This window comes from Streptomyces atroolivaceus (assembly GCF_000717025.1).
Classification (GTDB): Bacteria; Actinomycetota; Actinomycetes; order Streptomycetales; family Streptomycetaceae; genus Streptomyces; species Streptomyces atroolivaceus.
In genome coordinates this window covers 205,525-227,332 of sequence record NZ_JNXG01000011.1, presented here as the reverse complement: position 1 = coordinate 227,332, position 21,808 = coordinate 205,525, and the positions used below count along the sequence as shown (strand labels likewise).

The window sequence follows — 21,808 nt, the reverse complement described above, 5'->3', positions numbered from 1 at the left end:
GGTCCAGGTGGGTGCTCGTGTCGTGCGGGACATCGGCTGTCCTTTCCGCCAGGTGGTCGGTGCGTGCGCGGGAGACGGGGGGAGCCCTCTACTCCGGCATGCGCTTCTTGCTGCCGGGATGCAACCGGTGCGGTGCAACCGGTTGCATCCCGGGTTGGCCCTCAGAGTGATGGCGAGTCCTGAGCATGTCAATGCTTCCGGCAGGACTCGTTCCGCGTGACGGTGTCGTGCCCTGTCGGCGGGGCCTGGGCCCGTGAAAACGGAAGCGGGCGGACAGGGCCACGCCCCGTCCGCCCGCGCATCCGCCTCAGCGCTTGCGGCCGCCCCGGTCCGAGCCGTCCGTCAGGCCCGCGCGCCGCAGCGCGTCAGCCATCGCGCTGTTGGCCGGAGCCGCGGCAGCGCGCGGTGCGCCACCGCCGCTGCCGCCGCCCGTGCGCCTGTCACGGCGCTGACCGGCACCTCCCTGACGGCTGTCCTGCCCCTGGCCCTGCCTCTGCCGGGGAGGTCGCTCACCGCCACCCTGCGCGTTCCGGTCGCGCTTCGGGCCCTGCCCGCCGCCCTGGCCCGCCGTGGCCTCGTCATCGAGCCGCAAGGTCAGGGAGACACGCTTGCGTGGGATGTCGACGTCCATGACCTTCACCTTCACGATGTCGCCGGGCTTCACGACATCCCTCGGGTCCTTGACGAACGTCCGCGACATCGCCGACACGTGGACGAGACCGTCCTGGTGGACGCCGACGTCCACGAACGCGCCGAAGGCCGCCACGTTCGTCACGACGCCCTCCAGCACCATCCCGGGGGCCAGGTCGCCGAGCTTCTCGACGCCCTCCTTGAACGTGGCCGTCCGGAAGGCGGGCCTCGGGTCGCGGCCGGGCTTCTCGAGTTCCCTGAGGATGTCGGTGACCGTCGGCAGACCGAACTTCTCGTCCACGAACTCGTCCGGCCGCAACGACCGGAGGGTGTCCGTGTTGCCGATCAGCGATGCGACGTCGCCGCCTGTCCGCTTCACCATCGTGCGGACCACGGGATACGCCTCCGGGTGCACGCTCGACGCGTCCAGAGGGTCGTCGCCACCCCGGATCCGGAGGAAGCCCGCACACTGCTCGTACGCCTTCGGGCCCAGCCGTGCCACGTCCTTGAGCGCGCGGCGGGAGCGGAAGGGGCCGTTCGCGTCCCGGTGGGACACGATGTTCTCCGCGAGCCCGGAGCCGATGCCGGACACACGGGAGAGCAGCGGCGCCGACGCGGTGTTGACGTCGACCCCGACGCCGTTCACGCAGTCCTCGACCACGGCGTCCAGGGAGCGGGACAACTTCACCTCGGACAGGTCGTGCTGGTACTGGCCGACGCCGATGGACTTCGGGTCGATCTTCACCAGTTCGGCCAGCGGATCCTGCAGCCGGCGCGCGATCGAGACCGCGCCGCGCAACGAGACGTCCATGTCCGGGAGTTCCTGCGAGGCGAAGGCCGACGCCGAGTACACGGAAGCGCCCGCTTCCGACACCATCACCTTCGTGAGCTTCAGCTCGGGGTGCTTGTCGCACAGCTCGCCCGCGAGCTTGTCGGTCTCGCGGGAGGCCGTACCGTTGCCGATCGCGATCAGATCGACACGGTGCTCCCTGGCGAGCCGCTCCAGCGTGGCCAGCGACTGGTCCCACTTGTTCGCCGGCACATGCGGGTGGATGACATCCGTCGCGACGACCTTGCCGGTCGCGTCCACGACGGCGACCTTCACGCCCGTACGGAAGCCGGGGTCGAGCCCCAGGGTCGCCCGGGTGCCGGCCGGGGCGGCGAGCAGCAGATCACGCAGGTTCGACGCGAACACACGTACGGCCTCGTCCTCCGCGGCCGTACGCAGCCGCAGCCGCATGTCGATCCCGAGGTGCACCAGGATCCGGGTGCGCCAGGCCCAGCGCACCGTGTCGCCGAGCCATTTGTCCCCCGGCCTGCCACGGTCCGCGACGCCGAACCGGCGGGCGATCATGTTCTCGTACGACGACGGGCCCGGCTGCTCCGACGGTTCCTCCGGTTCCAGGACCAGGTCGAGCACGTCCTCCTTCTCGCCCCGGAGCATGGCGAGGACGCGGTGCGAGGGCAGCGCGGTGAACGGCTCGGCGAAGTCGAAGTAGTCGGCGAACTTCGCGCCCGCCTCCTCCTTGCCCTCCCGTACCTTCGCGACGACCCTGCCGCGCGACCACATGCGCTCGCGCAGCTCGCCGGTGAGGTCGGCGTCCTCCGAGAAGCGCTCGGTCAGGATCGCCCGGGCGCCCTCCAGTGCCGCCGCCGGGTCCGCCACGCCCTTCTCGGTGTCCGCGAACGGCGCGGCGGCGGTGAGCGGGTCCACCGACGGGTCGCCGAGCAGCGCGTCGGCCAGCGGCTCCAGGCCCGCCTCGCGCGCGATCTGCGCCTTCGTGCGTCGCTTCGGCTTGAACGGGAGGTAGATGTCCTCCAGCCGCGCCTTGGTGTCGGCCGCCCGGATCTGCGCCTCCAGGGCGGCGTCGAGCTTGCCCTGCTCACGTACGGACTCGAGGACCGCCGTACGGCGGTCCTCGAGTTCCCGCAGATACCGCAGCCTCTCCTCGAGCGTGCGCAGTTGCGCATCGTCGAGCATCTCGGTCGCTTCCTTGCGGTAGCGCGCGATGAACGGCACGGTCGACCCGCCGTCGAGCAAGTCGACGGCCGCCTTCACCTGACGCTCACGTACGCCGAGCTCCTCGGCGATCCTGCCTTCGATGGACGTCGTCACGGTTTTCCCGACTCGCCTTCTCGTACTGGCTGTGCTGGCTGTGCCACTGGGGTGGTCCACACCCGGGTGGGCCCCTTCGCCTGCATTGTGCCGGGTGGCCGGGGGCCGTGTCGCGTGACCTGGTCGGTCACGGTGCCGATCACGGCCCCGACGTCCTCTCGAACCGGCCGCCCGTCCGGATCACTCCGGGCCGGCGGGCCTGATCCGGACGAACGGTCCTACGCGCGCCGGGTCCTGCCGCTGCGCGACGCGCCGCCGAAAAGGCCTGCCAGGAGCCGGAAGGGCAGAGTCACCACGGTGGCCACGGCCGATCCGACGGTACTCAGGGCGTTTGCTATCGCACGGAACACGGTGTGCCTCCTTCGTAGGGTGTGCCTACCGCCTGGCCTGTCCCGCGCGCCGTAAACGTGTGCGGAGTCAGCCCTTGCCGACCAGGTCCTCGGGGAACGCCCCGGCGGCGGCCGCCGCGAACAGGAATCCGCGGCCCAGTTCGGTGAGCCGCTCCACGCCCTCGGCGCCCAGGTGCTCGTACGGCGCGGCGTCCATACGGTCCGTCGCCGCCTCCAGTTCCGCCCTGAGCGCGGTGCCCGCGTCCGTCAGCTCGCCCTCCCCGTCCAGCACGCCCCGGTCGCGCAGCCGCTCCACCGCCGCGTCCCAGTCCGCGCGACGCCAGCCGCGGGTGGCGAGGATCCAGCGAGGGGCCATGCCCTTGCCGGTGGCGGTGTGGCTGACCAGGGCCTCGAGGGGGTCGAGACCGGCCCCGAGCAGGGCGGCCAGGTGCCCGTCGCCGCGGTGTTCGCGCAGCAGCGTCGCCGCGTGCCAGTACGCCAGGTGCGGCTGCTCCGGCACGTCCAGATCCGCGTGCGCGGCGTACAGCGGACGGGCGTGGCGGGTGCAGGCCTCGGCGGCCCGCAGGGCGAGCCCGGCCGCCTCCGCCATCTCGGGGGAGGTGATGGTCTCCTCGCCGAGCACCCGGCGCAGCGTCGAGTCGGCCGCCCTCAGGCGTGCGTCGAGTGCCGCCTGCGGCGAGATGTCCGACCACACGGAGGGCAGGTGGCGGGCCACCAGCTCGTGGTTGAAGTTGTAGAAGGTCGCGGTGACCGCGCCCGCGCCGGTCGCGCCCAGGGCCGCGCCGCGCGCGGCGAAGTAGACCCGGCTGTCGTTGTCGACGCCGAGCTCCCCGAACTCCTTGCCGAGGTCGGGAGAGAAGTAGACACAGGAGTGCAGCGGGTTGAGCGCGTTGTGGCAGCGGCGTCCTGCACGCGGCGGAAGAGTACTCATGGCAGCACGTTACCGACTGGTTGGTACGTAGACCAGACCCCGGTGGGACGCCGACGGGCCGCGAGGAGCGCATGGCAGGAAAGGTGGGAAACTCGTCATTGCGGCCATCGGGCCGTCCGCCCAGGATGGCGGACATGAAGCAGCGATCCGTGCTCGTCGTCCTCTTCCAGGGCGTGCAGAGCCTCGATGTGAGCGGCCCGGCGGAGGTGTTCGCCGGAGCGTCCCGCTTCCCCGGCGTCTCGTACGACCTGCGCACCGCCTCCCTGGACGGCGCGCCGGTCCGCTGCTCCAGTGGTCTCACCCTTGTCCCCGACGGGACGCTCGCGGACGCCCCGGCGCCCGATCTGCTCCTCGTGCCGGGAGGCGCCGGAACGAGGACACCGGACCCGGAGCTGATCGGCTGGCTCCGGGCACACGCCCCACGGGCCCGGCAGCTGGTGTCGGTGTGCACCGGCGCCCTCCTCCTCGCCGAGGCGGGCCAGCTGGACGGCCACCGGGTGACCACCCACTGGTCGGTCTGCGAGACGCTCGCCCGGATGTACCCGGCGGTGCACGTGGACCCGGACCCGATCTTCGTACGCGACGGGCGGCTGGCGACGTCGGCCGGCGTCACCGCCGGCATCGACCTCGCGCTCGCCCTGGTCGAGGAGGAACACGGGCGCGAAGTGGCGCTCACCGTCGCCCGCCACCTGGTGGTGTTCCTGCGGCGGCCGGGCAACCAGGCACAGTTCAGCGCCCAGCTCACCGCGCAGACCGCCGTCCGCGAGCCCCTGCGCGAGGTCCAGCACTGGATCACCGGGCATCCGGACGCAGACCTCTCGGTGGAGGCACTCGCGGCCCGAGCCGGACTCTCTCCCCGCCACTTCTCCCGCGCCTTCCAGGCCGAGACGGGCCTGACCCCCGGCAGGTACGTCGAGCGCGTACGCCTGGAACAGGCCCGACGGCTTCTGGAGGACACGAACGACGGCGTCACCGGCATCTCCCGTGCCAGCGGTTACGGCACCCCGGAGGCGATGCGCCGCGCCTTCGTCAAGGCCCTCGGAACGGCGCCCGCCGAATACCGGCGCCGCTTCCGCGCCCAGCCCGCCTGATGGGACGGCGGCCCCGCCGGCCACAGCGCAGCAACGGAAGGAACCTCATGCAGATCGCCGTCGTCCTCTTCGACCGCTTCACCGCGCTCGACGCCGTGGGCCCGTACGAGATGCTCAGCCGGGCCCCCGGCGCCGAGCCCGTCTTCGTCGCCGAGCGGACCGGGGCGGTGCGCAACGACAGCGGCAGCCTCTCGCTCGTCGCCGACCGCACACTCGCCGACACACCCGCCCCCGACGTGGTGATCGTGCCGGGAGGTCCCGGGCAGAGCGACCAGATGGAGAACCAGGCCCTGCTCGGCTGGCTGCGGACGGTCGATGCCACCAGCACGTGGACGACCTCGGTGTGCACCGGTTCCCTGCTGCTCGCCGCGGCCGGACTGCTCACCGGCCGGCGTGCCACCTCGCACTGGCTCGCACTCGACGTCCTGGAGACCTTCGGAGCCGCGCCCACAGGCGAGCGGGTGGTCTTCGACGGCAAGTACGTCACCGCCGCCGGTGTCTCCGCCGGGATAGACATGGGCCTCACCCTGCTCGGCAGGATCGCGGGCGACGAACACGCGAGGACCGTCCAGCTGCTCACCGAGTACGACCCCCAGCCGCCCTACGACTGCGGATCGCCGGAGAAGGCCCCGGCGGCCATGGTCGGGGAGTGGCGGGCCAGGAGCCGGTTCATCCTGACGTAGGCGCGGGCCCGGAGCGCCCCGTCGTCCGGGCGAAGCGGGGAGTGCGGTGCTCCAGGAAGGCGGCGACCCCCTCGGCGGTGTCGCCGCTGCCGCGTGCCTGCCGCGACCAGTACGCGTCCCGGTCCCGCCGCCCGTCGGCGAACTCCTTCGCCGCGGCCTGGGTCAGTTGCGAACGCGACGCCAGAACCCGTGCGAACGTACGTACCCGGTCCTCCAGTCCGCCCTCCGGCAGCACCTCGTCCACCAGCCCCGTGCGCAGCGCCCGTTCCGTCCCGATCAGCTCCCCGGAGAACAGCAGGAACTTCGTGGTGGCCGGGCCGACGAGCGCGACCAGCCGACGCGTCGACGAGGAGGGGTAGACGATCCCGAGCTTCGCCGGGGTGACACCGAAGGAAGCACCCTCCTCGGCGAACCGCAGGTCGCACGCGGCCGCGAGCTGGCTGCCCCCGCCCACACAGAACCCGCGGACGGCGGCCAGCGTCGGCCGGGGGAAGGCCGCCAGAGCCTCCTCGGCCTGCACGGTGAGGTCCTGCGGCCACCCGTCCGGATCCAGCAGGGAGGCGATGTCCGCACCCGCGCAGAAGGTGTCACCGGCGCCGGTGAGCACGAGGACGCGTACGGCGGGGTCGGCGGCCAGCTCCTCCAGGAGCACGGGAAGCGCCCGCCACATGTCCGAGGTCATGGCGTTGCGCTTGGCGGGGTTGCTGATGACGACGGTGGCGATGCCGTCCACGACCGTGTGCTCCAGCCGCGGATCGGTCCGGGCCGTCTGCTCCCTGGGATCCATGCGCCGGATGCTATCCGCAGGGCCCGAACCTATGATCAGGAAGGGGCCGCAGAGCGGACACGCGCCGTGAGGAGCTGTCGATGGCCGGACCCACGACCGAGGGCAAGAGACTGAACCGGAGCTTCGGCGGGCTCGCGCTGCTCGGCGTCCTGCTGGTCGTCGCGGGGCTCGTCGGCCTCGTCTACACCGGGGTCGCCACACTCACCTCGATGATCCTGTTCGGCTGGCTGCTGCTCGTCGGCGGACTCGTCGGCCTCCTCCACGCGGTCCAGGCCCGTGGCACCGCCTACTTCTGGCTGGGCGTCGTGGTCGCCGCGCTGAACATCGCCGCCGGCGTCGTCGTCATCCGGCATCCGGAAGGCACCGCCGAGGCGCTGACGATGTTCGCCGCGTTGCTCTTCCTCACCGGGGGAGTGTTCCGGCTGGTCGGCAGCGTCGTCGTCCGCGGGCCCCAGTTCGGCTGGACGCTGCTCCAAGGGGCGTTCGGGCTCCTGCTGGGGCTGCTGGTTCTCTTCGACTGGCCCCACAGCAGTCTCTACGTGCTCGGCTTCTTCTTCTCCCTCGCCCTGCTGTTCGACGGGCTCGGACTGATCGCGATCGGTGTGGGCGGACGACGGGTCGTCGGTCTGGTGACGGACCAGATGACGCCCGAAGAAGGTGAGAAGTAGTCCAATCACCTGACGCTGTCATACCCGCTCGGTCAATCTGCGCCTGTAAGCGACCACTTGTGGTCAAGGCTGCGATCCGGACCACCCTGTTCCCGACACTCGTTACCCGATGGTCAGTGGCAGCGAGTCGAGAGCGGGTGGCGGTCCATGGAGAGCCGTGGGAGTGTTCCGGCCCATCCCGTGCCGTACGAGGGCGTGTGGCGCTTCACCGCCCCCGCTGTCGACGTATCGGTGCCGCAGGCCCGGCACGCGGTACGCGACCTGCTCGACCGGCAGCGTGTGCCCGTCGAGGACGACATCCTCCAGGGGCTGCTGCTGATCGTGTCCGAACTGGTCACCAACGCCGTCCGGCACGCCGCGCTCCTCTCGCCCGAGCTGGCGGTGGAGGTGGCCATCGGAGCGGAATGGATCAGGGTCTCCGTCGAGGACAACCACCCCTACCGCCCGACGGCACTGGTCACCGACTACGCGCAGACCGGCGGACGCGGGCTGCTCCTGGTGCGTGAGATCACCGCCGAGGCAGGCGGCACCTGCGACGTGGAGCACACCGCGGGCGGCGGAAAGATCATCTGGGCGGCGCTGCCACTGAAGACGCAGCTCTGACCGCCTCTGCCCGGCGCGTGGCCTCACCAGCCCGCGGACGGCCCCGTCAGTTCCCTGATCGCGGGACGCGCGGCGTCCAGCACGGTCATGAACCACGCCGAGAACGGCGCGGCGGCATGCCGTTCCGCGAGCTCACCCGAGGTCACGAAGGCCGTCTCCCCGACCTCTTCCTGGTCCGGCCGCAGGCGCTCCTGCACCATCCCGACGAACAGGTGGTTGAACTCCTGCTCCACCAGGCCCGAGACCGGGTCGGGATGGTTGTAGCGGACCGTGCCGGCGGCGGCGAGCAGTGAGGGCGAGACCCCCAGCTCCTCGTACGTACGCCGGGCGGCCGCCGCGAACGGCGCCTCTCCCGGATACGGGTGGCCACAACAGGTGTTCGACCACACGCCGGGGGAGTGGTACTTGCCGAGCGCACGACGCTGCAGCAGCAGCCGCCCCTGCTCGTCGAAGAGGAAGACGGAGAACGCGCGGTGAAGCTGGCCGGGGGCCTGGTGAGCGGCGAGCTTCTCCGCGGTGCCGATGGTGGTGCCGTTCTCGTCGACCAGTTCGAGCATGATCGCGTCTGCTGTGCCGTTCGACGAGCTGTGCGCCGCGGTGGCTGGTGTGGTCGGCATACCCATCCTTCGCTTTGGTCCCCGGCCTCGTGCGCCGGGCCCCTCGAGTGCGGTCAAGTCTGCCGTACAAAAGCCGCTTGTCCGCACTTCGGGTCCTGGCATGTCCGTCCCGCCCCGCCCTGGAAGGCGCGGCGGGACGGACACCGCGTCAGACTCCGAAGGCCGCCGGATAACGGATCACGCCCGTGGGCACCGGCACGGAATCGTCGAGGACCAGCGCCATCATCGCCTCGTCGGGTACCTCGAAGCCCGGCCTGATCCCGGACCGCGAGGCCGGTTCGAACCCGAAGGCCGGGTAGTACCCAGGATGACCGAGCACCAGGACGAGTGACTCCCCGCGCAGCCGTGCGGCATCCAGCACCGCCCGGACCACCGCCCGCCCGGCGCCCGCCCGCTGGTGGTGCGGCGCGGTGGCCACCGGAGCCAGTGCGAGCGCCGGGGCGTTCCCGACCAGGCACCGGGTCAGCAGGGCGTGGGCCGCGACGGACCCGTCCGGGGCCTCGGCCACGTACGACAGGCCGGGCAGCCACGCGCCGGGGTCCGTGCGCAGGGCGTCGACCAGATCGGCTTCGGCCCGGGTCGGGAAGGCGGCCGCCACCACCCCGTGCACCGCGTCGCGGTCGGCCGCCGTCTCAGGGCGGGTACGCCAGCGGGGATCGGAGGGGCGCAGCACGTAGCCGGCGTAGCCGTACTCCGACCCGTGGCGGCGACGCACCTCAAGCTCCTCGCGGGTGGCCGCGAGCGCCTCCGGCATGCCGGGAGCCGACGGATCCGCCGCGGCGACCCGGTCGGCCAGCGGGACGTAGTACTCGTCCCAGTCGCTGTCGGGCTGTACCAGTACGCCGAGGACATGGCAGCCCGCCTCCACGGCCGCCGCGGTGTTCTCCGCGACGGGCCGCAGCGGGGCCTGCCGGTCCCAGAAGGCGCGCGCACCGGCCGACGGGGAGCCCGTGGTCCAGACGCAGTCGGTGACCACCATCGTGCCGCCGGGGGCGAGCAGCCGCTGCCAGTCCCGCAGCGCGGTGTCGAACCCGATGATGTACGCCGAACCCTCGGCCCAGACCAGGTCGTAGGACCCGTCGTCGAAGCCGGGCCCGACGAGGTCGGCCATGTCCGCCCGGACGGTACGGATCCGGTCACCGAGCCCTCGGGCCCCGGCGGCCTCGGTGAGCTCGTCGAGGAACGGCTGGTGCAGATCGACCGCCGTCACCTCCGCGCCCGCCTCGGCGGCGAGCAGCAGGGATGCCCTGCCCGGGCCGCAGCCCAGGTCCAGAACGCGCGGACGGTCCGGCAGCGAGCCCGCCATGGCGAGCAGTCGCCGCGTCGTGGCATCGGAGCCCGGGCTCTGCCGGGGCAGCCGGTGGTGCAGTTCGAAGAAAGCGTTGTACGTGTGGTCGGTCAAGGCGGGAAACCCTTGGGTGAGAGGGTCCCGGCCGACGCCGCGTGCGGAGTGCCGAGCGGTCAGCCGGTGACCCGGAAGATGCGGACGGACCGATTGCTGCGCGGGGCAGCCTTCGTCGCGACAGTCATCGAACTCAGCGCCTTCACTCGTCACCGGCCTCCGGGCTCGGAGGCATCGACGCAGACCTTAACACCGGTCGCCGAAGGGCGTCCCCCGGCTCAGTGGCAGAGCCGGGCCTCGTGCTCCGCGTGCCCGCTGGGCTCCAGCTGGAAGGTGCAGTGCTCGACGTCGAAGTGATCGCCGAGGCAGCCCTGCAGATCGTGCAGGAGCTTCTCGTGCCCGATCGAGTCCAGCATCTCCTGGTGCACGACCACGTGGGCGGAGAGGACCGGCATACCCGAGGTGATCGTCCAGGCGTGCAGGTCATGGACGTCCAGCACGCCGGGCAGGGCCGTGATGTGGGCGCGTACCTCGTCCATGTCGACCCCCTTGGGCGCCGACTCGAGCAGGACGTCGAGCGTCTCCCGCAGGAGTTTCACCGTCCGGGGGACGATCATGAGGCCGATCAGCAGCGAGGCGATGGGGTCGGCGGCCTGCCAGCCGGTGGCCATGATGATGCCCGCCGACACGAGCACCGTCACCGAGCCGAGCGTGTCCGCGACGACTTCGAGATAGGCCCCCCGCACGTTGAGGCTGTCCCGCTGCCCGCGCATCAGCAGGGAGAGGGAGACCATGTTGGCCACCATGCCGATGGCGGCGAACGTGATGGCCAGGCCTCCCCTGGTCTCCGCCGGCGTGATGAAGCGGTCGACCGCCTCGAAGACCAGATAACCGCCGACGCCGAGGAGCAGCAGGCAGTTGGCGAGCGCGGCGAGGATCTCGGCCCGGGCGAAACCGAAGGTGCGGTTGGGGCCTGAGGGCCTGTTGGCGAAGTGGATGGCCAGCAGGGCCATGCCCAGCCCCAGGGCGTCGGTCGCCATATGGGCCGCGTCCGCGATCAGGGCGAGCGAGTCGGCGAGGAGCCCGCCGACGATCTCCACGACCATGACGCCGAGCGTGATGCCCAGGGCGACCCGGAGCCGGCCCCGGTACGCGGCGGCGGCCGTCCCCGTGGGCGGCGGTGCCCCGTGCGCGTGCCCGTGATCGTGGCCAGCCCCCATGCGAACGCCTCCGGAACCCGTCGTGCCCTTCGGGCGCACCTCGCCCGACGCGGCCAGTGAACTACGGGGGCGGGGTAGGGGGCAACACGGCACTGAACACCGTTGTCATATGCTCTGACCTGCGGAAACGACTGCAGGTCAGAGCCTTGCCGGAATGCGCGTCCTCACCGCGCGGCGCGGGCCTCCGGATGCCGCAGGCACCAGCCCTCCCAAGCCGACTCCACCATCTCGCGCATCCCGCGGCGTGCCGTCCAGCCCAGCTCCTCGGTCATCCGGGCGGCCGAAGCGACCGCCCGGGCGGCGTCTCCCGGCCTGCGCGGCTCGACCACGGGTTCCGTGGGCAGACCGGTGACCTCACCCACCAGCTCGGCGAGCCGGCGCACGGACACGCCTTCGCCCCGGCCGATGTTCACGGTGAGGTCGCCTCCGCCCGAGTCCTCGTCCAGATGCCTGGCCACGGCGAGGTGCGCCTCCGCCAGGTCGGCGACATGGATGTAGTCCCGTACAGCCGTGCCGTCCGGTGTCGGGTAGTCGTCGCCGAAGATGCGAGGCGCGTCCCCACGCGTCAGCCGGTCGAAGAACATCGGTACGACGTTGAAGACGCCGGTGTCGGCCAGCTCGGGTGCGGCGGACCCCGCCACGTTGAAGTACCGCAGGCAGGCCGTCGAGACGCCGTGGGCCCGCCCCGTCGCGCGCACCAGCCACTCCCCGGCGAGCTTGGTCTCGCCGTACGGGTTGATCGGCGCGCACGGAGTCTCCTCCGTGATGAGCTCCACGTCCGGGACGCCGTAGACGGCTGCCGAGGAGGAGAAGAGGAAGCGCCTCACCCCTGCCGCGACCACGGCCTCCAGCAGGACGGAGAGCCCGGTCACGTTCTCCCGGTAGTAGAGCAGCGGTTTCTCGACGGACTCACCGACCTGCTTCTTCGCCGCGAGGTGCACCACCCCCGTGACGGCGTGCTCCGCCAGCACCCGGTCGAGCACATCGCGGTCCGAGGCCGATCCACGCACCAGCGTGACGTCCGCCGGCAGTCTCGCCTCGATGCCCGTCGAGATGTCGTCGAGGACGACGACCCGTTCGCCGGCTCCCGTCATGGCCTTCGCCACATGTGCCCCGATGTAACCGGCCCCGCCTGTGATCAACCACGTCATGCACGTCAGCTTATGCGCTGTTCCGGACGCGGTTTGTGGGTCGAGGCGTTGATCGACGATAGTGATCGCGAGCGGCCCCGCATGGTGGCCGATTCGCCCGAACGGAGCACAAACGGGCGATGAACTCGGTCTTCCGTTCATCCGATAGCCTCAGCCGACGTGCCGCCGGCCCGTCTTCGGGCCGCCATGCCGCGCGCCGTTCCCGTTCAGCACCAAGGAGTGAGTTCGTCTGTCGACCGCCATCCTCACCGGTGCGCCGGTACCCGGATCGTCGCTCGAGGACGATCTGCGGGCACTCGGCTTTGACGTGACTGCCGCAGCCGACGCCACCGAGGCCGCCGAGCTGCTGGCCGCAGTCCCCGCGAGCAGGCGCGTGGCGCTCGTGGACCCCCGCTTCGTCGGCCACCTCCACGCCCTCAGGCTCGGACTCACCGACCCCCGCTTCACCGCCGCGTCGATCCCCGGAGCGCTCACCGCGCAGCCCGGGGCCCGCCCCGCGCTGCTCCGTGCCCTTCAGCGGGCCGTGGCCGCCGTCGGCGCCGGGAGCCCCGTCGCGCCGTCCGATGCCGCGCCCGTCACCGAGGACCGCACGGTGCCCGGCCGGCTGGCCGTGGCCCTGGACGCCGAAGGCACCGCCGTGCAACGCCCCGAGCTCGGTTCGCTCACGGCCGAGGTGCCCACCGGACCCGAGGAGCGCGCCGCCGCGCAGGCCGCCGTCGCCGCCGTCGACGACGAGGCCGTACGGCTGCGCAGCGCGGTGAAGGCCCACGACGGCTTCTTCACCACGTTCTTCATCAGCCCGTACTCCCGCCACATCGCCCGCTGGTGCGCCCGCCGGGGCCTCACCCCGAACCAGGTCACCACCGCCTCGCTGATCACCGCGCTCATCGCGGCGGGCAGCGCGGCGACCGGCACCCGCGGCGGCTACGTCGCGGCCGGGGTGCTCCTGCTCCTCTCCTTCGTCCTGGACTGCACCGACGGGCAGCTCGCCCGGTACTCGCTCCAGTACTCGACGATGGGCGCCTGGCTGGACGCCACCTTCGACCGGGCCAAGGAGTACGCGTACTACGCGGGTCTCGCCCTCGGCGCCGCCCGCGGCGGCGACGACGTATGGGTGCTCGCGCTCGGCGCCATGGTGCTCCAGGCCTGTCGTCATGTGGTCGACTTCTCGTTCAACGAGGCCAATCACGACGCGGTGTCCAACACGAGCCCCACCGCCGCCCTCTCCGACAAGCTCGACAGCGTCGGCTGGACGGTGTGGCTGCGCCGGATGATAGTCCTGCCCATCGGGGAACGCTGGGCCATGATCGCCGTGCTCACCGCAGTGACCACGCCCCGGATCGTCTTCTACGCCCTGCTCGTCGGCTGCGCCCTGGCGGCCTGCTACACCACGGCCGGCCGGCTGCTGCGCTCGCTGACCCGCAAGGCGCAGCGCACCGACCGCGCGGGCCGGGCACTGGCCGACCTCGCCGACTCGGGTCCGCTCGCCCAGGCCGTCGCGGCCGTGCTCCGGCGTCCGGGCGGCGGCTTCACAGCTCCGTTCCTGGCACTCGCCGGAGCGCTGGTGATGGTCGCAGCGGCCCTCTTCGCCCCCTACGGCGGCCCGCTGACCGTGGGCGCCGCGGCCGTGTACGTGGTCGTCTCCGGGCTGGCCGTCTCGCGGCCGCTCAAGGGCGCGCTCGACTGGCTCGTCCCCCCGGTCTTCCGGGCCGCCGAGTACTGCACGATCCTGGTGCTGGCCGCCCGCAGCGACGTGCCGCACGCCGTTCCCGCGGCATTCGGTCTGGTTTCGGCCGTCGCCTACCATCACTACGACACGGTGTACCGCATCCGGGGCGGCACCGGAGCACCGCCGCAGTGGCTGGTGCGTGCCGTCGGTGGCCACGAGGGCCGCACGCTGGCCGTGGCCGTCCTCGCCGCCCTGCTGACCCACGGTTCAGGTTTCACCACGGCTCTCACCGCGCTCGCGGCGGCCGTGGCTCTGGTGGTGCTCGTGGAGTCCATCCGCTTCTGGGTGTCCTCCTCCGCCCCCGCCGTACACGACGAAGGAGAACTCGCATGATCGGCCTCGTACTGGCTGCCGGTGCCGGACGCCGCCTGCGTCCGTACACGGACACGCTGCCCAAGGCACTGGTGCCGGTGGACGGCGAGAAGACGGTCCTGGACCTGACGCTGGCCAACTTCGCGGCGGTCGGACTCACCGAGGTCGCGGTCGTCGTCGGTTACCGCAAGGAAGCGGTCTACGCCCGCAAGGCCGAGTTCGAGGCGAAGTACGGCGTGACGCTGACCCTCATCGACAACGACAAGGCCGAGGAGTGGAACAACGCCTACTCCCTCTGGTGCGCGCGTGAGGTCCTGAAGAAGGGTGTCATCCTCGCCAACGGTGACACCGTGCACCCGGTCTCCGTCGAGAAGACCCTCCTGGACGCGCGTGGCAAGGGCCAGAAGATCATCCTCGCCCTCGACACGGTGAAGACACTCGCCGACGAGGAGATGAAGGTCATCACCGAGGACGGCAAGGGCGTCCGGCGGATCACCAAGCTGATGGACCCGGCCGGCGCGACCGGCGAGTACATCGGTGTCACGCTGATCGAGCCCGAGGCCGCCGAGGAGCTCGCGGACGCCCTGAAGGCCACCTTCGAGCGCGACCCCGACCTGTACTACGAGGACGGCTACCAGGAGCTGGTGAACCGCGGCTTCACGGTCGACGTCGCGCCCATCGGCGAGGTGATCTGGGTCGAGATCGACAACCACGACGACCTCGCCAGGGGCAGGGAGATCGCGTGCCGGTACTGACCCGCCTCATCCCGTCCCCGGTCGTCGTCGACATCCGGCGCGGCGCGATGGACGATCTGGCCGGTCTCCTTGCCGACCAGCGGATCTCCGCCTCGGGCAAGCTCGCCGTCGCGATCAGCGGGGGTTCCGGGCGTGCCCTGCGCGAGAGGCTCGCTCCGGCGTTGCCGGGGGCCGACTGGTACCCGGTCGCCGACGGCACGATCGACTCCGCGGTGAGGCTGGCCGACGGCATCAAGGGCAACCGCTACGACGCAGTGGTCGGTCTCGGCGGCGGCAAGATCATCGACGTGGCGAAGTACGCAGCGGCACGGGTGGGCATGCCCATGGTCGCCGTCGCCACGAACCTGTCCCACGACGGGCTCTGCTCGCCGGTCGCGACCCTGGACAACGACAACGGGCGCGGCTCCTACGGGGTCCCCACCCCGATCGCCGTGGTCATCGACCTCGATGTGATCCGTGAGGCACCCGCACGCTATGTGCGCTCGGGTGTCGGCGACGCGGTATCCAACATCTCGTGCGTGGCCGACTGGGAGCTCGCCCACGCGGTGCGCGGCGAGGACATCGACGGTCTCGCGGCGGCCATGGCCCGGCAGGCCGGCGAAGCGGTCCTGCGCCACCCCGGCGGGGTCGGCGACGACGCCTTCCTCAAGGTGCTTGCCGAAGGCCTCGTCCTGACCGGCATCTCGATGTCGATCGCCGGGGACTCCCGGCCCGCCTCGGGCGCCTGCCACGAGATCAACCACGCCTTCGACCTGCTGTACCCGAGGCGCGCGGCCAGTCACGGAGAGCAGGTCGGCCTCGGCGCCTGCTTCGCCATGCACCTGCGGGGCGAACACGAGGAGTCCGTCCTCATGGCGTCCGTACTGCGGCGCCACGAACTGCCGGTGCTGCCCGCCGAGATCGGCTTCACCACCGACGAGTTCGTGCGGGCCGTGGAGTACGCCCCGCAGACGCGCCCGGGGCGCTTCACGATCCTGGAACACCTCAACCTGTCCACCGACCAGATCAGGGACGCGTACGCCGACTATGCAAAAGCCATCCATAGCTGAACTCCGCCCGGTCGTGCACCCTCCGGGTGTGAAGGACCGGCGCAGTGGCGAGCACTGGGCGGGTCGGCTCTACATGCGCGAGATCTCGCTGCGCATCGACCGGCACCTGGTGAACACCAAGGTCACGCCGAACCAGCTGACCTACGTGATGACCGTCGCCGGTGTGCTCGCGGCGCCCGCCCTGCTGATCCCGGGTATCCCCGGGGCCCTGCTCGGTGTGCTCGCGGTCCAGCTCTACCTGCTGTTCGACTGCGTCGACGGCGAAGTGGCCCGCTGGAAGAAGCAGTACTCGCTGGGCGGGGTCTACCTGGACCGGGTGGCCGCCTATCTGTGCGACGCGGCGGTGCTGGTCGGCTTCGGCCTGCGTGCCGCCGACCTGTGGGGCCCGGGACGCATCGACTGGCTGTGGGCCTTCCTGGGCACCCTCGCCGCGCTCGGCGCCATCCTGATCAAGGCCGAGACCGACCTCGTCGGCGTCGCCCGCCACCAGGGCGGGCTGCCGCCCGTCAAGGAGGCCGCTTCCGAGCCGCGCTCCTCCGGCATGGCGTTCGCCCGGCGTGCCGCGGGCGCGCTCAAGTTCCACCGGCTGATCCTGGGCATCGAGGCGTCGCTGGTCATCCTGGTGGTCGCCGTCCTCGACACGGTCAGGGACGACCTCTTCTTCAGCCGTCTCGCCGTCGCGGTCCTGGCAGGTATCGCCCTCCTCCAGACCGTCCTGCACCTGGTGTCGATCCTGGCGTCCAGCAGGCTGAAGTGAGCTCACCCATGAAACTCGGCGCGGTCATCATCACCATGGGCAACCGCCCCGACGAACTGCGCGCCCTGCTCGATTCGGTCGCCGGGCAGGACGGCGACCGGATCGAGGTGGTCGTCGTCGGCAACGGCGCCCCGGTCCCCGACGTCCCCCCGGGCGTACGGACCGTGGAGCTGCCCGAGAATCTGGGTATTCCGGGTGGCCGCAACGTCGGCATCGAGGCGTTCGGCCCCTCCGGAGCCGATGTGGACGCCCTGCTCTTCCTCGACGACGACGGGCACCTGCCCCGCACCGACACCGCCGAGCTGTGCCGGCAGGCGTTCGAGGCGGACCCGAAGCTCGGCATCATCACCTTCCGCATCGCGGACCCGGACACCGGTGTCACCCAGCGACGGCACGTGCCGCGGCTGCGGGCCTCCGACCCGATGCGCTCGTCACGCGTCACCACGTTCCTCGGTGGTGCGAACGCCGTGCGCAGCCAGGTGATCGCCGAGGCCGGCCCGCTCCCCGGCGAGTTCTTCTACGCGCACGAGGAGACCGACCTCGCCTGGCGGGCCCTGGACGCCGGCTGGATGATCGACTACCGCGCCGACATGGTGCTGAACCACCCCACCACCGCCCCCTCACGGCACGCGGTCTACCACCGCATGGTGGCCCGCAACCGCGTCTGGCTCGCCCGCCGGAACCTGCCCGCACCGCTGGTGCCCCTCTACGTAGGGGTGTGGCTGCTCCTCACTCTGGTCCGCAGGCCCTCCCCGCCCGCCCTCAAAGCGTGGTTCGGAGGCTTCCGGGAGGGCTGGACCACGCCCTGCGGACCCCGGCGCCCCATGAGGTGGCGTACGGTATGGCGGCTGACCAGACTGGGCCGGCCACCGGTGATCTGAGAGGCTTCTGTCTCTGAGACCATGAGCCGTATCCATTCCGTACGGGGTACCTGTCCGCCTTGGCCGCGCCCGCGACCGGCTGCGCATCGTGAAGACGAGAGTTCTTAACTGTGAGTGACACGACCCATGACGGCGGGATTGCGCTGAGCAGCCCGCCGTCCGCCGACGAGGGACTGAGCGCGTCCCAGCTGGCCGACAAGTACGGCTTGACGGTGAGCGGCGCCCGGCCCGGGCTGTTCGCGTACATCCGGCAGCTCTGGGGCCGGCGGCATTTCATCCTGGCGTTCTCGAGGGCGAAGCTGACCGCGCAGTACAGCCAGGCGAAACTCGGCCAGCTGTGGCAGGTGGCCACACCGCTGCTGAACGCCCTGGTCTACTTCCTGATCTTCGGCCTGATCCTCGGCACCAGCAGGGGGATGAGCCAGGAGGTCTTCGTTCCGTTCCTGGTGACCGGGGTCTTCGTCTTCACCTTCACCCAGAGCTCCGTCATGGCGGGGGTGCGCTCGATCTCCGGGAACATCGGCCTGGTCAGGGCGCTGCACTTCCCCCGGGCCTCGCTGCCCGTCTCGTTCTCGCTCCAGCAGCTCCAGCAGCTTCTGTACTCCATGGTCGTGCTGTTCGCGGTGGCGATGGGCTTCGGCAGCTATCCCAGGCTGTCCTGGCTGCTGATCATCCCGGCACTGGCCCTGCAGTTCGTGTTCAACACCGGGCTGGCCCTGGTCATGGCCCGGCTGGGCAGCAAGACCCCCGACCTCGCCCAGCTGATGCCGTTCATCATGCGCACCTGGATGTACGGCTCCGGCGTCATGTTCTCCATCCCCGTGATGCTGGAGGGGAAGCCCCAGTGGATCGCCGATGTGCTGCAGTACAACCCGGCGGCCATCTACATGGACCTGGTCCGCTTCGCACTGATCGACGGGTACGGCTCCGAGAACCTGCCGGACCACGTCTGGGCCGTCGGGCTCGTCTGGGCGCTCGTGGTGGGCGTCGTGGGCTTCGTGTACTTCTGGAAGGCAGAGGAACGGTACGGCCGTGGCTGAGGAATCGTCCCAGGGACACATCCCCACCGTGATCGCGGACGACGTGCACATCGTGTACCGGGTCAGCGGCACGGGCGGCGGCAAGGGCAGCGCCACCGCGGCACTGAGCCGGATCATGCGCCGCGGCAAGGGCGAACCGCGCGGCGTGCGCAAGGTGCACGCGGTGCGGGGCGTCTCCTTCACCGCCTACCGAGGGCAGGCCATCGGCCTCATCGGGACCAACGGTTCCGGCAAGTCCACCCTGCTGCGGGCCATCGCGGGCCTGCTGCCGACCGAGCACGGCAAGGTCTACACCGACGGTCAGCCGTCCTTGCTGGGTGTCAACGCGGCCCTCATGAGCGACCTGACCGGCGAGCGGAACGTCGTGCTCGGCGGCCTCGCGATGGGCATGAGCCGCGAGGAGATCCGGGCGCGGTACCAGGACATCGTGGACTTCTCCGGGATCAACGAGAAGGGCGACTTCATCACGCTGCCGATGCGGACGTACTCGTCCGGCATGGCGGCCCGGCTCCGCTTCTCGATCGCGGCCGCCAAGAACCACGACGTCCTCATGATCGACGAGGCGCTGGCCACCGGTGACCGCAAGTTCCGGGTCCGCTCCGAGGAGCGGATCCGCGAACTGCGCAAGGAGGCGGGCACCGTCTTCCTGGTCAGCCACAACAACAAGACCATCAGGGACACCTGCGACCGGGTGCTGTGGCTGGAGAAGGGCGAGCTCCTGATGGACGGCCCCACCGAAGAGGTGCTGAAGGCCTACGAGCGGGAGACGGGCAAGTAACCGTCGCGTGCGTGGCCCCCGCCGGAGTACGGAGGCGGGGGCCTCGCGGTGTGCGTGTGCGCGGCGGGAGGACCCCGTCGCGCCCCGGGAGGATCTCCTCCCGGCGGATGACGTCAATCGGCCCCGATCCGGGGAGGGTTGACGGCGGCCGGCACGTCGGCCGAGGGGGGCGCCGCACCCCGGCGCGGCCCTCTGAGCTGTACAACGTAAGCTGTGACGGTGCTGATTCGCGGCATGTGGGGTGATACGCCCCCGGCGCATCGCCCGTTGTGTGCGTGTCGCACTCGGCCGGACGAGCGGCGTGTCCGAAAAGGGATGTTTTGGGTCGGCAGTGTAGAACGGGAGATATGACGGCAATGATGGAAGATCTCCAGCCTCGACGTGGTTTCGCCGTCCCCGCGTCGGGCGGTACGCAGTGACCCGTACCCATCAGGCGCGCGTCGACGCCACCGCGACCGCCACGCTCGACAAGGCCGCGGACGAGAACTTCCCCGTGGCCCCCTTCTTCCTGCCCCGCGCCTGGCGCGACGACCTGATGGCCGTCTACGGATTCGCCCGCCTCGTCGACGACATCGGTGACGGCGACCTGGCGCCCGGCGGCGCCGACGCCCGTCACCTCGGCCTCGAACCCGGACGGAGCGAGGACCGGCTCGCCGCGCTGGACGCCCTCGAAGCCGATCTGCACCGAGTCTTCTCGTCCACCGGCGACGGTCCGCGCCACCCCCTGATGCGCGCCCTGCGCCCCACCGTGCGGCGCTGCGCGCTCACCCCCGAACCGTTCCTGGGACTGGTCGAGGCCAACCGGCAGGACCAGAAGATCCGCCGCTACGGGACCTACGGGGACCTGCTCGCCTACTGCGAGCTCTCCGCCAACCCCGTCGGCCGGCTCGTCCTGCAGATCACCGGTACCGCGAGCCCCGAGCGCATCCGCCGCTCCGACGCCGTCTGCACCGCCCTGCAGATCGCCGAGCACCTCCAGGACGTCGCCGAGGACCTCGGTCGCGACCGGATCTACCTGCCCGCCGAGGACATGGCCCGCTTCCACGTCGGCGAACCGGACCTGGCCGCACCGTCCGCGGGCGCGGCGGTACGCGCCCTGGTCGCGTACGAGGCGGAGCGCGCCCGTGGCCTGCTGGACGAGGGCGTCCCCCTGGTGGGCAGCGTCCACGGCCGGCTCAAGCTGCTGCTCGCCGGATTCGTCGGCGGCGGGCGGGCGGCACTCGGCGCGATCTCGGCCGCCGGCTTCGACGTACTGCCCGGACCGCCCAAGCCCACCGCGCCCAGACTGCTGCGCGAAGTGGGAGACGTCCTGCGAAGAGCGCACAGAGAGGGGTGAGCCGGACCGTGGAGGGACAGACGACGTACATGTCGGCACCGGTACAGGCCGCATACAGCTACTGCGAGGCCGTCACCGGGCAGCAGGCCCGCAATTTCGCGTACGGCATCCGACTGCTGCCGTACGAGAAGCGGCAGGCCATGTCGGCGCTGTACGCCTTCTCCCGTCGGGTCGACGACATCGGCGACGGCGAACTGGATCCGGGGACCAAGCGCGCCCGGCTGGAGGACACCCGTCTCCTGCTCGGCCGGATCCGGGACAAGGCGGTCGACGAGGACGACACCGACCCGGTCGCGGTCGCCCTGGCCGACGCCGCGCGCCGGTTCCCGCTGCCGCTCGGTGGCCTCGACGAGCTCATCGACGGCGTGCTGATGGACGTGCGCGGCGCGACCTACGAGACCTGGGGCGACCTGAAGACGTACTGCCGGTGTGTCGCGGGTGCCATCGGGCGCCTCAGCCTGGGCGTCTTCGGCACGGAGGCGGGGGCACCCGGAGCCGAACGGGCCGCGGAGTACGCCGACACCCTCGGCCTCGCGCTCCAGCTCACCAACATCCTGCGTGACGTCCGTGAGGACGCCGGCAACGGGCGTACGTACCTGCCCGCCGACGACCTCGCCAAATTCGGCTGCTCCGCCGGATTCCACCGGGCCACCCCGCCCCCCGGGTCCGACTTCGCCGGCCTGGTGCACTTCGAGGTCCGGCGCGCACGGGCACTCTTCGCCGAGGGCTACCGGCTCCTGCCCATGCTGGACCGCCGCAGCGGGGCCTGCGTGGCCGCCATGGCCGGCATCTACCGCCGGCTCCTCGACCGGATCGAACGCGATCCCGAGGCCGTCCTGCGCGGCAGGGTCTCGCTGCCCGGCCACGAGAAGGCGTACGTTGCGGTGCGCGGCCTTTCGGGCCTCGACGCGCGCTACATCTCACGCCGGACGGCCAGGGGGAGGGTCTGATGAAGGGAGCGAACCGACGTGCGGGGCGGGCA

At 71.2% G+C, this 21,808-nt stretch carries 21 protein-coding genes; 13 read left to right on the top strand and 8 right to left on the bottom strand.

Going from position 1 to position 21,808, the window contains the following annotated elements:
• Positions 1 to 307 precede the first annotated feature (307 nt).
• The 3 genes from OO67_RS21700 to OO67_RS21695 form a co-directional block, all read right to left on the bottom strand.
• Positions 308 to 2,746 (bottom strand): Tex family protein, encoded by a 2,439-nt coding sequence (locus tag OO67_RS21700; protein ID WP_033302716.1) that lies wholly within the window; start codon positions 2,744 to 2,746, stop codon positions 308 to 310.
• A 218-nt stretch (positions 2,747 to 2,964) separates the two neighbouring features.
• Positions 2,965 to 3,096 (bottom strand): LPFR motif small protein, encoded by a 132-nt coding sequence (locus OO67_RS40510; protein ID WP_274383015.1) that lies wholly within the window; start codon positions 3,094 to 3,096, stop codon positions 2,965 to 2,967.
• A 67-nt stretch (positions 3,097 to 3,163) separates the two neighbouring features.
• Positions 3,164 to 4,027: an SCO6745 family protein gene (locus tag OO67_RS21695; RefSeq protein WP_033302715.1), complete on the bottom strand. Its 864-nt coding sequence runs from the start codon at positions 4,025 to 4,027 to the stop codon at positions 3,164 to 3,166.
• Positions 4,028 to 4,161: 134 nt separating this feature from the next.
• On the opposite strand from OO67_RS21695, the gene OO67_RS21690 reads away from it, so the two are divergent.
• Both OO67_RS21690 and OO67_RS21685 read left to right on the top strand, forming a co-directional pair.
• Positions 4,162 to 5,118 carry a GlxA family transcriptional regulator gene (locus tag OO67_RS21690; protein ID WP_033302837.1) on the top strand — a complete coding sequence of 319 codons (957 nt, stop codon included), beginning with the start codon at positions 4,162 to 4,164 and terminating at the stop codon, positions 5,116 to 5,118.
• Between the two features lie 47 nt (positions 5,119 to 5,165).
• Positions 5,166 to 5,801 (top strand): DJ-1/PfpI family protein, encoded by a 636-nt coding sequence (locus OO67_RS21685; RefSeq protein WP_033302714.1) that lies wholly within the window; start codon positions 5,166 to 5,168, stop codon positions 5,799 to 5,801.
• Here the strand turns inward: OO67_RS21685 and OO67_RS21680 are convergent.
• A complete protein-coding gene (locus OO67_RS21680) occupies positions 5,788 to 6,588 on the bottom strand; it encodes an enoyl-CoA hydratase/isomerase family protein (RefSeq protein ID WP_033302713.1) in 801 nt (266 codons plus the stop codon). The genes OO67_RS21685 and OO67_RS21680 overlap by 14 nt on opposite strands.
• An 80-nt stretch (positions 6,589 to 6,668) precedes the next feature.
• On the opposite strand from OO67_RS21680, the gene OO67_RS21675 reads away from it, so the two are divergent.
• Both OO67_RS21675 and OO67_RS21670 read left to right on the top strand, forming a co-directional pair.
• The gene (locus OO67_RS21675; RefSeq protein ID WP_033302712.1) at positions 6,669 to 7,256 is read left to right on the top strand and encodes an HdeD family acid-resistance protein; all 588 of its coding nucleotides are present in this window, start codon (positions 6,669 to 6,671) and stop codon (positions 7,254 to 7,256) included.
• Positions 7,257 to 7,403: 147 nt separating this feature from the next.
• Positions 7,404 to 7,859, top strand: a complete 456-nt coding sequence (locus tag OO67_RS21670) for an ATP-binding protein (RefSeq protein WP_033302711.1) — start codon at positions 7,404 to 7,406, stop codon at positions 7,857 to 7,859.
• Between the two features lie 23 nt (positions 7,860 to 7,882).
• Here OO67_RS21670 and idi read toward each other — a convergent pair whose 3' ends face one another.
• The 4 genes from idi to galE form a co-directional block, all read right to left on the bottom strand.
• On the bottom strand, positions 7,883 to 8,476 hold the full coding sequence (idi, locus tag OO67_RS21665; RefSeq protein WP_033302710.1) for an isopentenyl-diphosphate Delta-isomerase: 594 nt from the start codon (positions 8,474 to 8,476) through the stop codon (positions 7,883 to 7,885).
• A 148-nt stretch (positions 8,477 to 8,624) separates the two neighbouring features.
• Entirely contained in the window at positions 8,625 to 9,878 is a 1,254-nt protein-coding gene (locus tag OO67_RS21660; protein ID WP_033302709.1) for a bifunctional class I SAM-dependent methyltransferase/N-acetyltransferase, read from the bottom strand.
• Positions 9,879 to 10,096: 218 nt separating this feature from the next.
• Entirely contained in the window at positions 10,097 to 11,038 is a 942-nt protein-coding gene (locus OO67_RS21655) for a cation diffusion facilitator family transporter (protein ID WP_033302708.1), read from the bottom strand.
• 164 nt (positions 11,039 to 11,202) lie between these two features.
• A complete protein-coding gene (gene galE / locus OO67_RS21650; RefSeq protein ID WP_033302707.1) occupies positions 11,203 to 12,189 on the bottom strand; it encodes a UDP-glucose 4-epimerase GalE in 987 nt (328 codons plus the stop codon).
• A 307-nt stretch (positions 12,190 to 12,496) separates the two neighbouring features.
• Here galE and OO67_RS21645 point away from each other — a divergent pair, with 307 nt between their 5' ends.
• From OO67_RS21645 to hpnD, 9 genes are all read left to right on the top strand, one after another.
• Positions 12,497 to 14,251 (top strand): DUF5941 domain-containing protein, encoded by a 1,755-nt coding sequence (locus tag OO67_RS21645; RefSeq protein ID WP_033302706.1) that lies wholly within the window; start codon positions 12,497 to 12,499, stop codon positions 14,249 to 14,251.
• Positions 14,248 to 14,985 carry a phosphocholine cytidylyltransferase family protein gene (locus OO67_RS21640; protein ID WP_033302705.1) on the top strand — a complete coding sequence of 246 codons (738 nt, stop codon included), beginning with the start codon at positions 14,248 to 14,250 and terminating at the stop codon, positions 14,983 to 14,985. Before OO67_RS21645 ends, OO67_RS21640 begins: the two co-directional genes overlap by 4 nt.
• Positions 14,973 to 16,034, top strand: coding sequence for an iron-containing alcohol dehydrogenase family protein (locus OO67_RS21635; protein WP_033302704.1), 1,062 nt, complete (start codon positions 14,973 to 14,975; stop codon positions 16,032 to 16,034). Before OO67_RS21640 ends, OO67_RS21635 begins: the two co-directional genes overlap by 13 nt.
• Entirely contained in the window at positions 16,012 to 16,791 is a 780-nt protein-coding gene (locus tag OO67_RS21630) for a CDP-alcohol phosphatidyltransferase family protein (RefSeq protein ID WP_078598149.1), read from the top strand. The genes OO67_RS21635 and OO67_RS21630 overlap by 23 nt, the downstream gene beginning before the upstream one ends.
• A gap of 8 nt (positions 16,792 to 16,799) precedes the next feature.
• Positions 16,800 to 17,672, top strand: coding sequence for a glycosyltransferase family 2 protein (locus OO67_RS21625; protein WP_208861064.1), 873 nt, complete (start codon positions 16,800 to 16,802; stop codon positions 17,670 to 17,672).
• Between the two features lie 110 nt (positions 17,673 to 17,782).
• Positions 17,783 to 18,712: an ABC transporter permease gene (locus OO67_RS21620; RefSeq protein ID WP_033302701.1), complete on the top strand. Its 930-nt coding sequence runs from the start codon at positions 17,783 to 17,785 to the stop codon at positions 18,710 to 18,712.
• On the top strand, positions 18,705 to 19,490 hold the full coding sequence (locus OO67_RS21615; RefSeq protein WP_033302700.1) for an ABC transporter ATP-binding protein: 786 nt from the start codon (positions 18,705 to 18,707) through the stop codon (positions 19,488 to 19,490). Before OO67_RS21620 ends, OO67_RS21615 begins: the two co-directional genes overlap by 8 nt.
• 415 nt (positions 19,491 to 19,905) lie before the next feature.
• Positions 19,906 to 20,826: a squalene synthase HpnC gene (hpnC, locus tag OO67_RS21610; RefSeq protein WP_033302699.1), complete on the top strand. Its 921-nt coding sequence runs from the start codon at positions 19,906 to 19,908 to the stop codon at positions 20,824 to 20,826.
• A 29-nt stretch (positions 20,827 to 20,855) separates the two neighbouring features.
• Positions 20,856 to 21,776, top strand: coding sequence for a presqualene diphosphate synthase HpnD (hpnD, locus tag OO67_RS21605; protein ID WP_208861058.1), 921 nt, complete (start codon positions 20,856 to 20,858; stop codon positions 21,774 to 21,776).
• Positions 21,777 to 21,808 lie beyond the last annotated feature (32 nt).

Excerpts from the sequence above, each read along its gene's own strand:
- OO67_RS21685 (WP_033302714.1), top strand. The coding sequence starts at position 5,166 with ATGCAGATCGCCGTCGTCCTCTTCGACCGCTTCACCGCGCTCGACGCC.
- OO67_RS21625 (WP_208861064.1), top strand. The coding sequence starts at position 16,800 with ATGAAACTCGGCGCGGTCATCATCACCATGGGCAACCGCCCCGACGAA.
- galE (WP_033302707.1), bottom strand. The coding sequence starts at position 12,189 with ATGACGTGGTTGATCACAGGCGGGGCCGGTTACATCGGGGCACATGTG.
- OO67_RS21640 (WP_033302705.1), top strand. The coding sequence starts at position 14,248 with ATGATCGGCCTCGTACTGGCTGCCGGTGCCGGACGCCGCCTGCGTCCG.
- hpnD (WP_208861058.1), top strand. The coding sequence starts at position 20,856 with ATGTCGGCACCGGTACAGGCCGCATACAGCTACTGCGAGGCCGTCACC.
- idi (WP_033302710.1), bottom strand. The coding sequence starts at position 8,476 with ATGCCGACCACACCAGCCACCGCGGCGCACAGCTCGTCGAACGGCACA.
- OO67_RS21680 (WP_033302713.1), bottom strand. The coding sequence starts at position 6,588 with ATGGATCCCAGGGAGCAGACGGCCCGGACCGATCCGCGGCTGGAGCAC.
- OO67_RS21695 (WP_033302715.1), bottom strand. The coding sequence starts at position 4,027 with ATGAGTACTCTTCCGCCGCGTGCAGGACGCCGCTGCCACAACGCGCTC.
- OO67_RS21675 (WP_033302712.1), top strand. The coding sequence starts at position 6,669 with ATGGCCGGACCCACGACCGAGGGCAAGAGACTGAACCGGAGCTTCGGC.
- OO67_RS21690 (WP_033302837.1), top strand. The coding sequence starts at position 4,162 with ATGAAGCAGCGATCCGTGCTCGTCGTCCTCTTCCAGGGCGTGCAGAGC.
- OO67_RS21670 (WP_033302711.1), top strand. The coding sequence starts at position 7,404 with ATGGAGAGCCGTGGGAGTGTTCCGGCCCATCCCGTGCCGTACGAGGGC.
- OO67_RS21630 (WP_078598149.1), top strand. The coding sequence starts at position 16,012 with ATGCAAAAGCCATCCATAGCTGAACTCCGCCCGGTCGTGCACCCTCCG.
- OO67_RS21655 (WP_033302708.1), bottom strand. The coding sequence starts at position 11,038 with ATGGGGGCTGGCCACGATCACGGGCACGCGCACGGGGCACCGCCGCCC.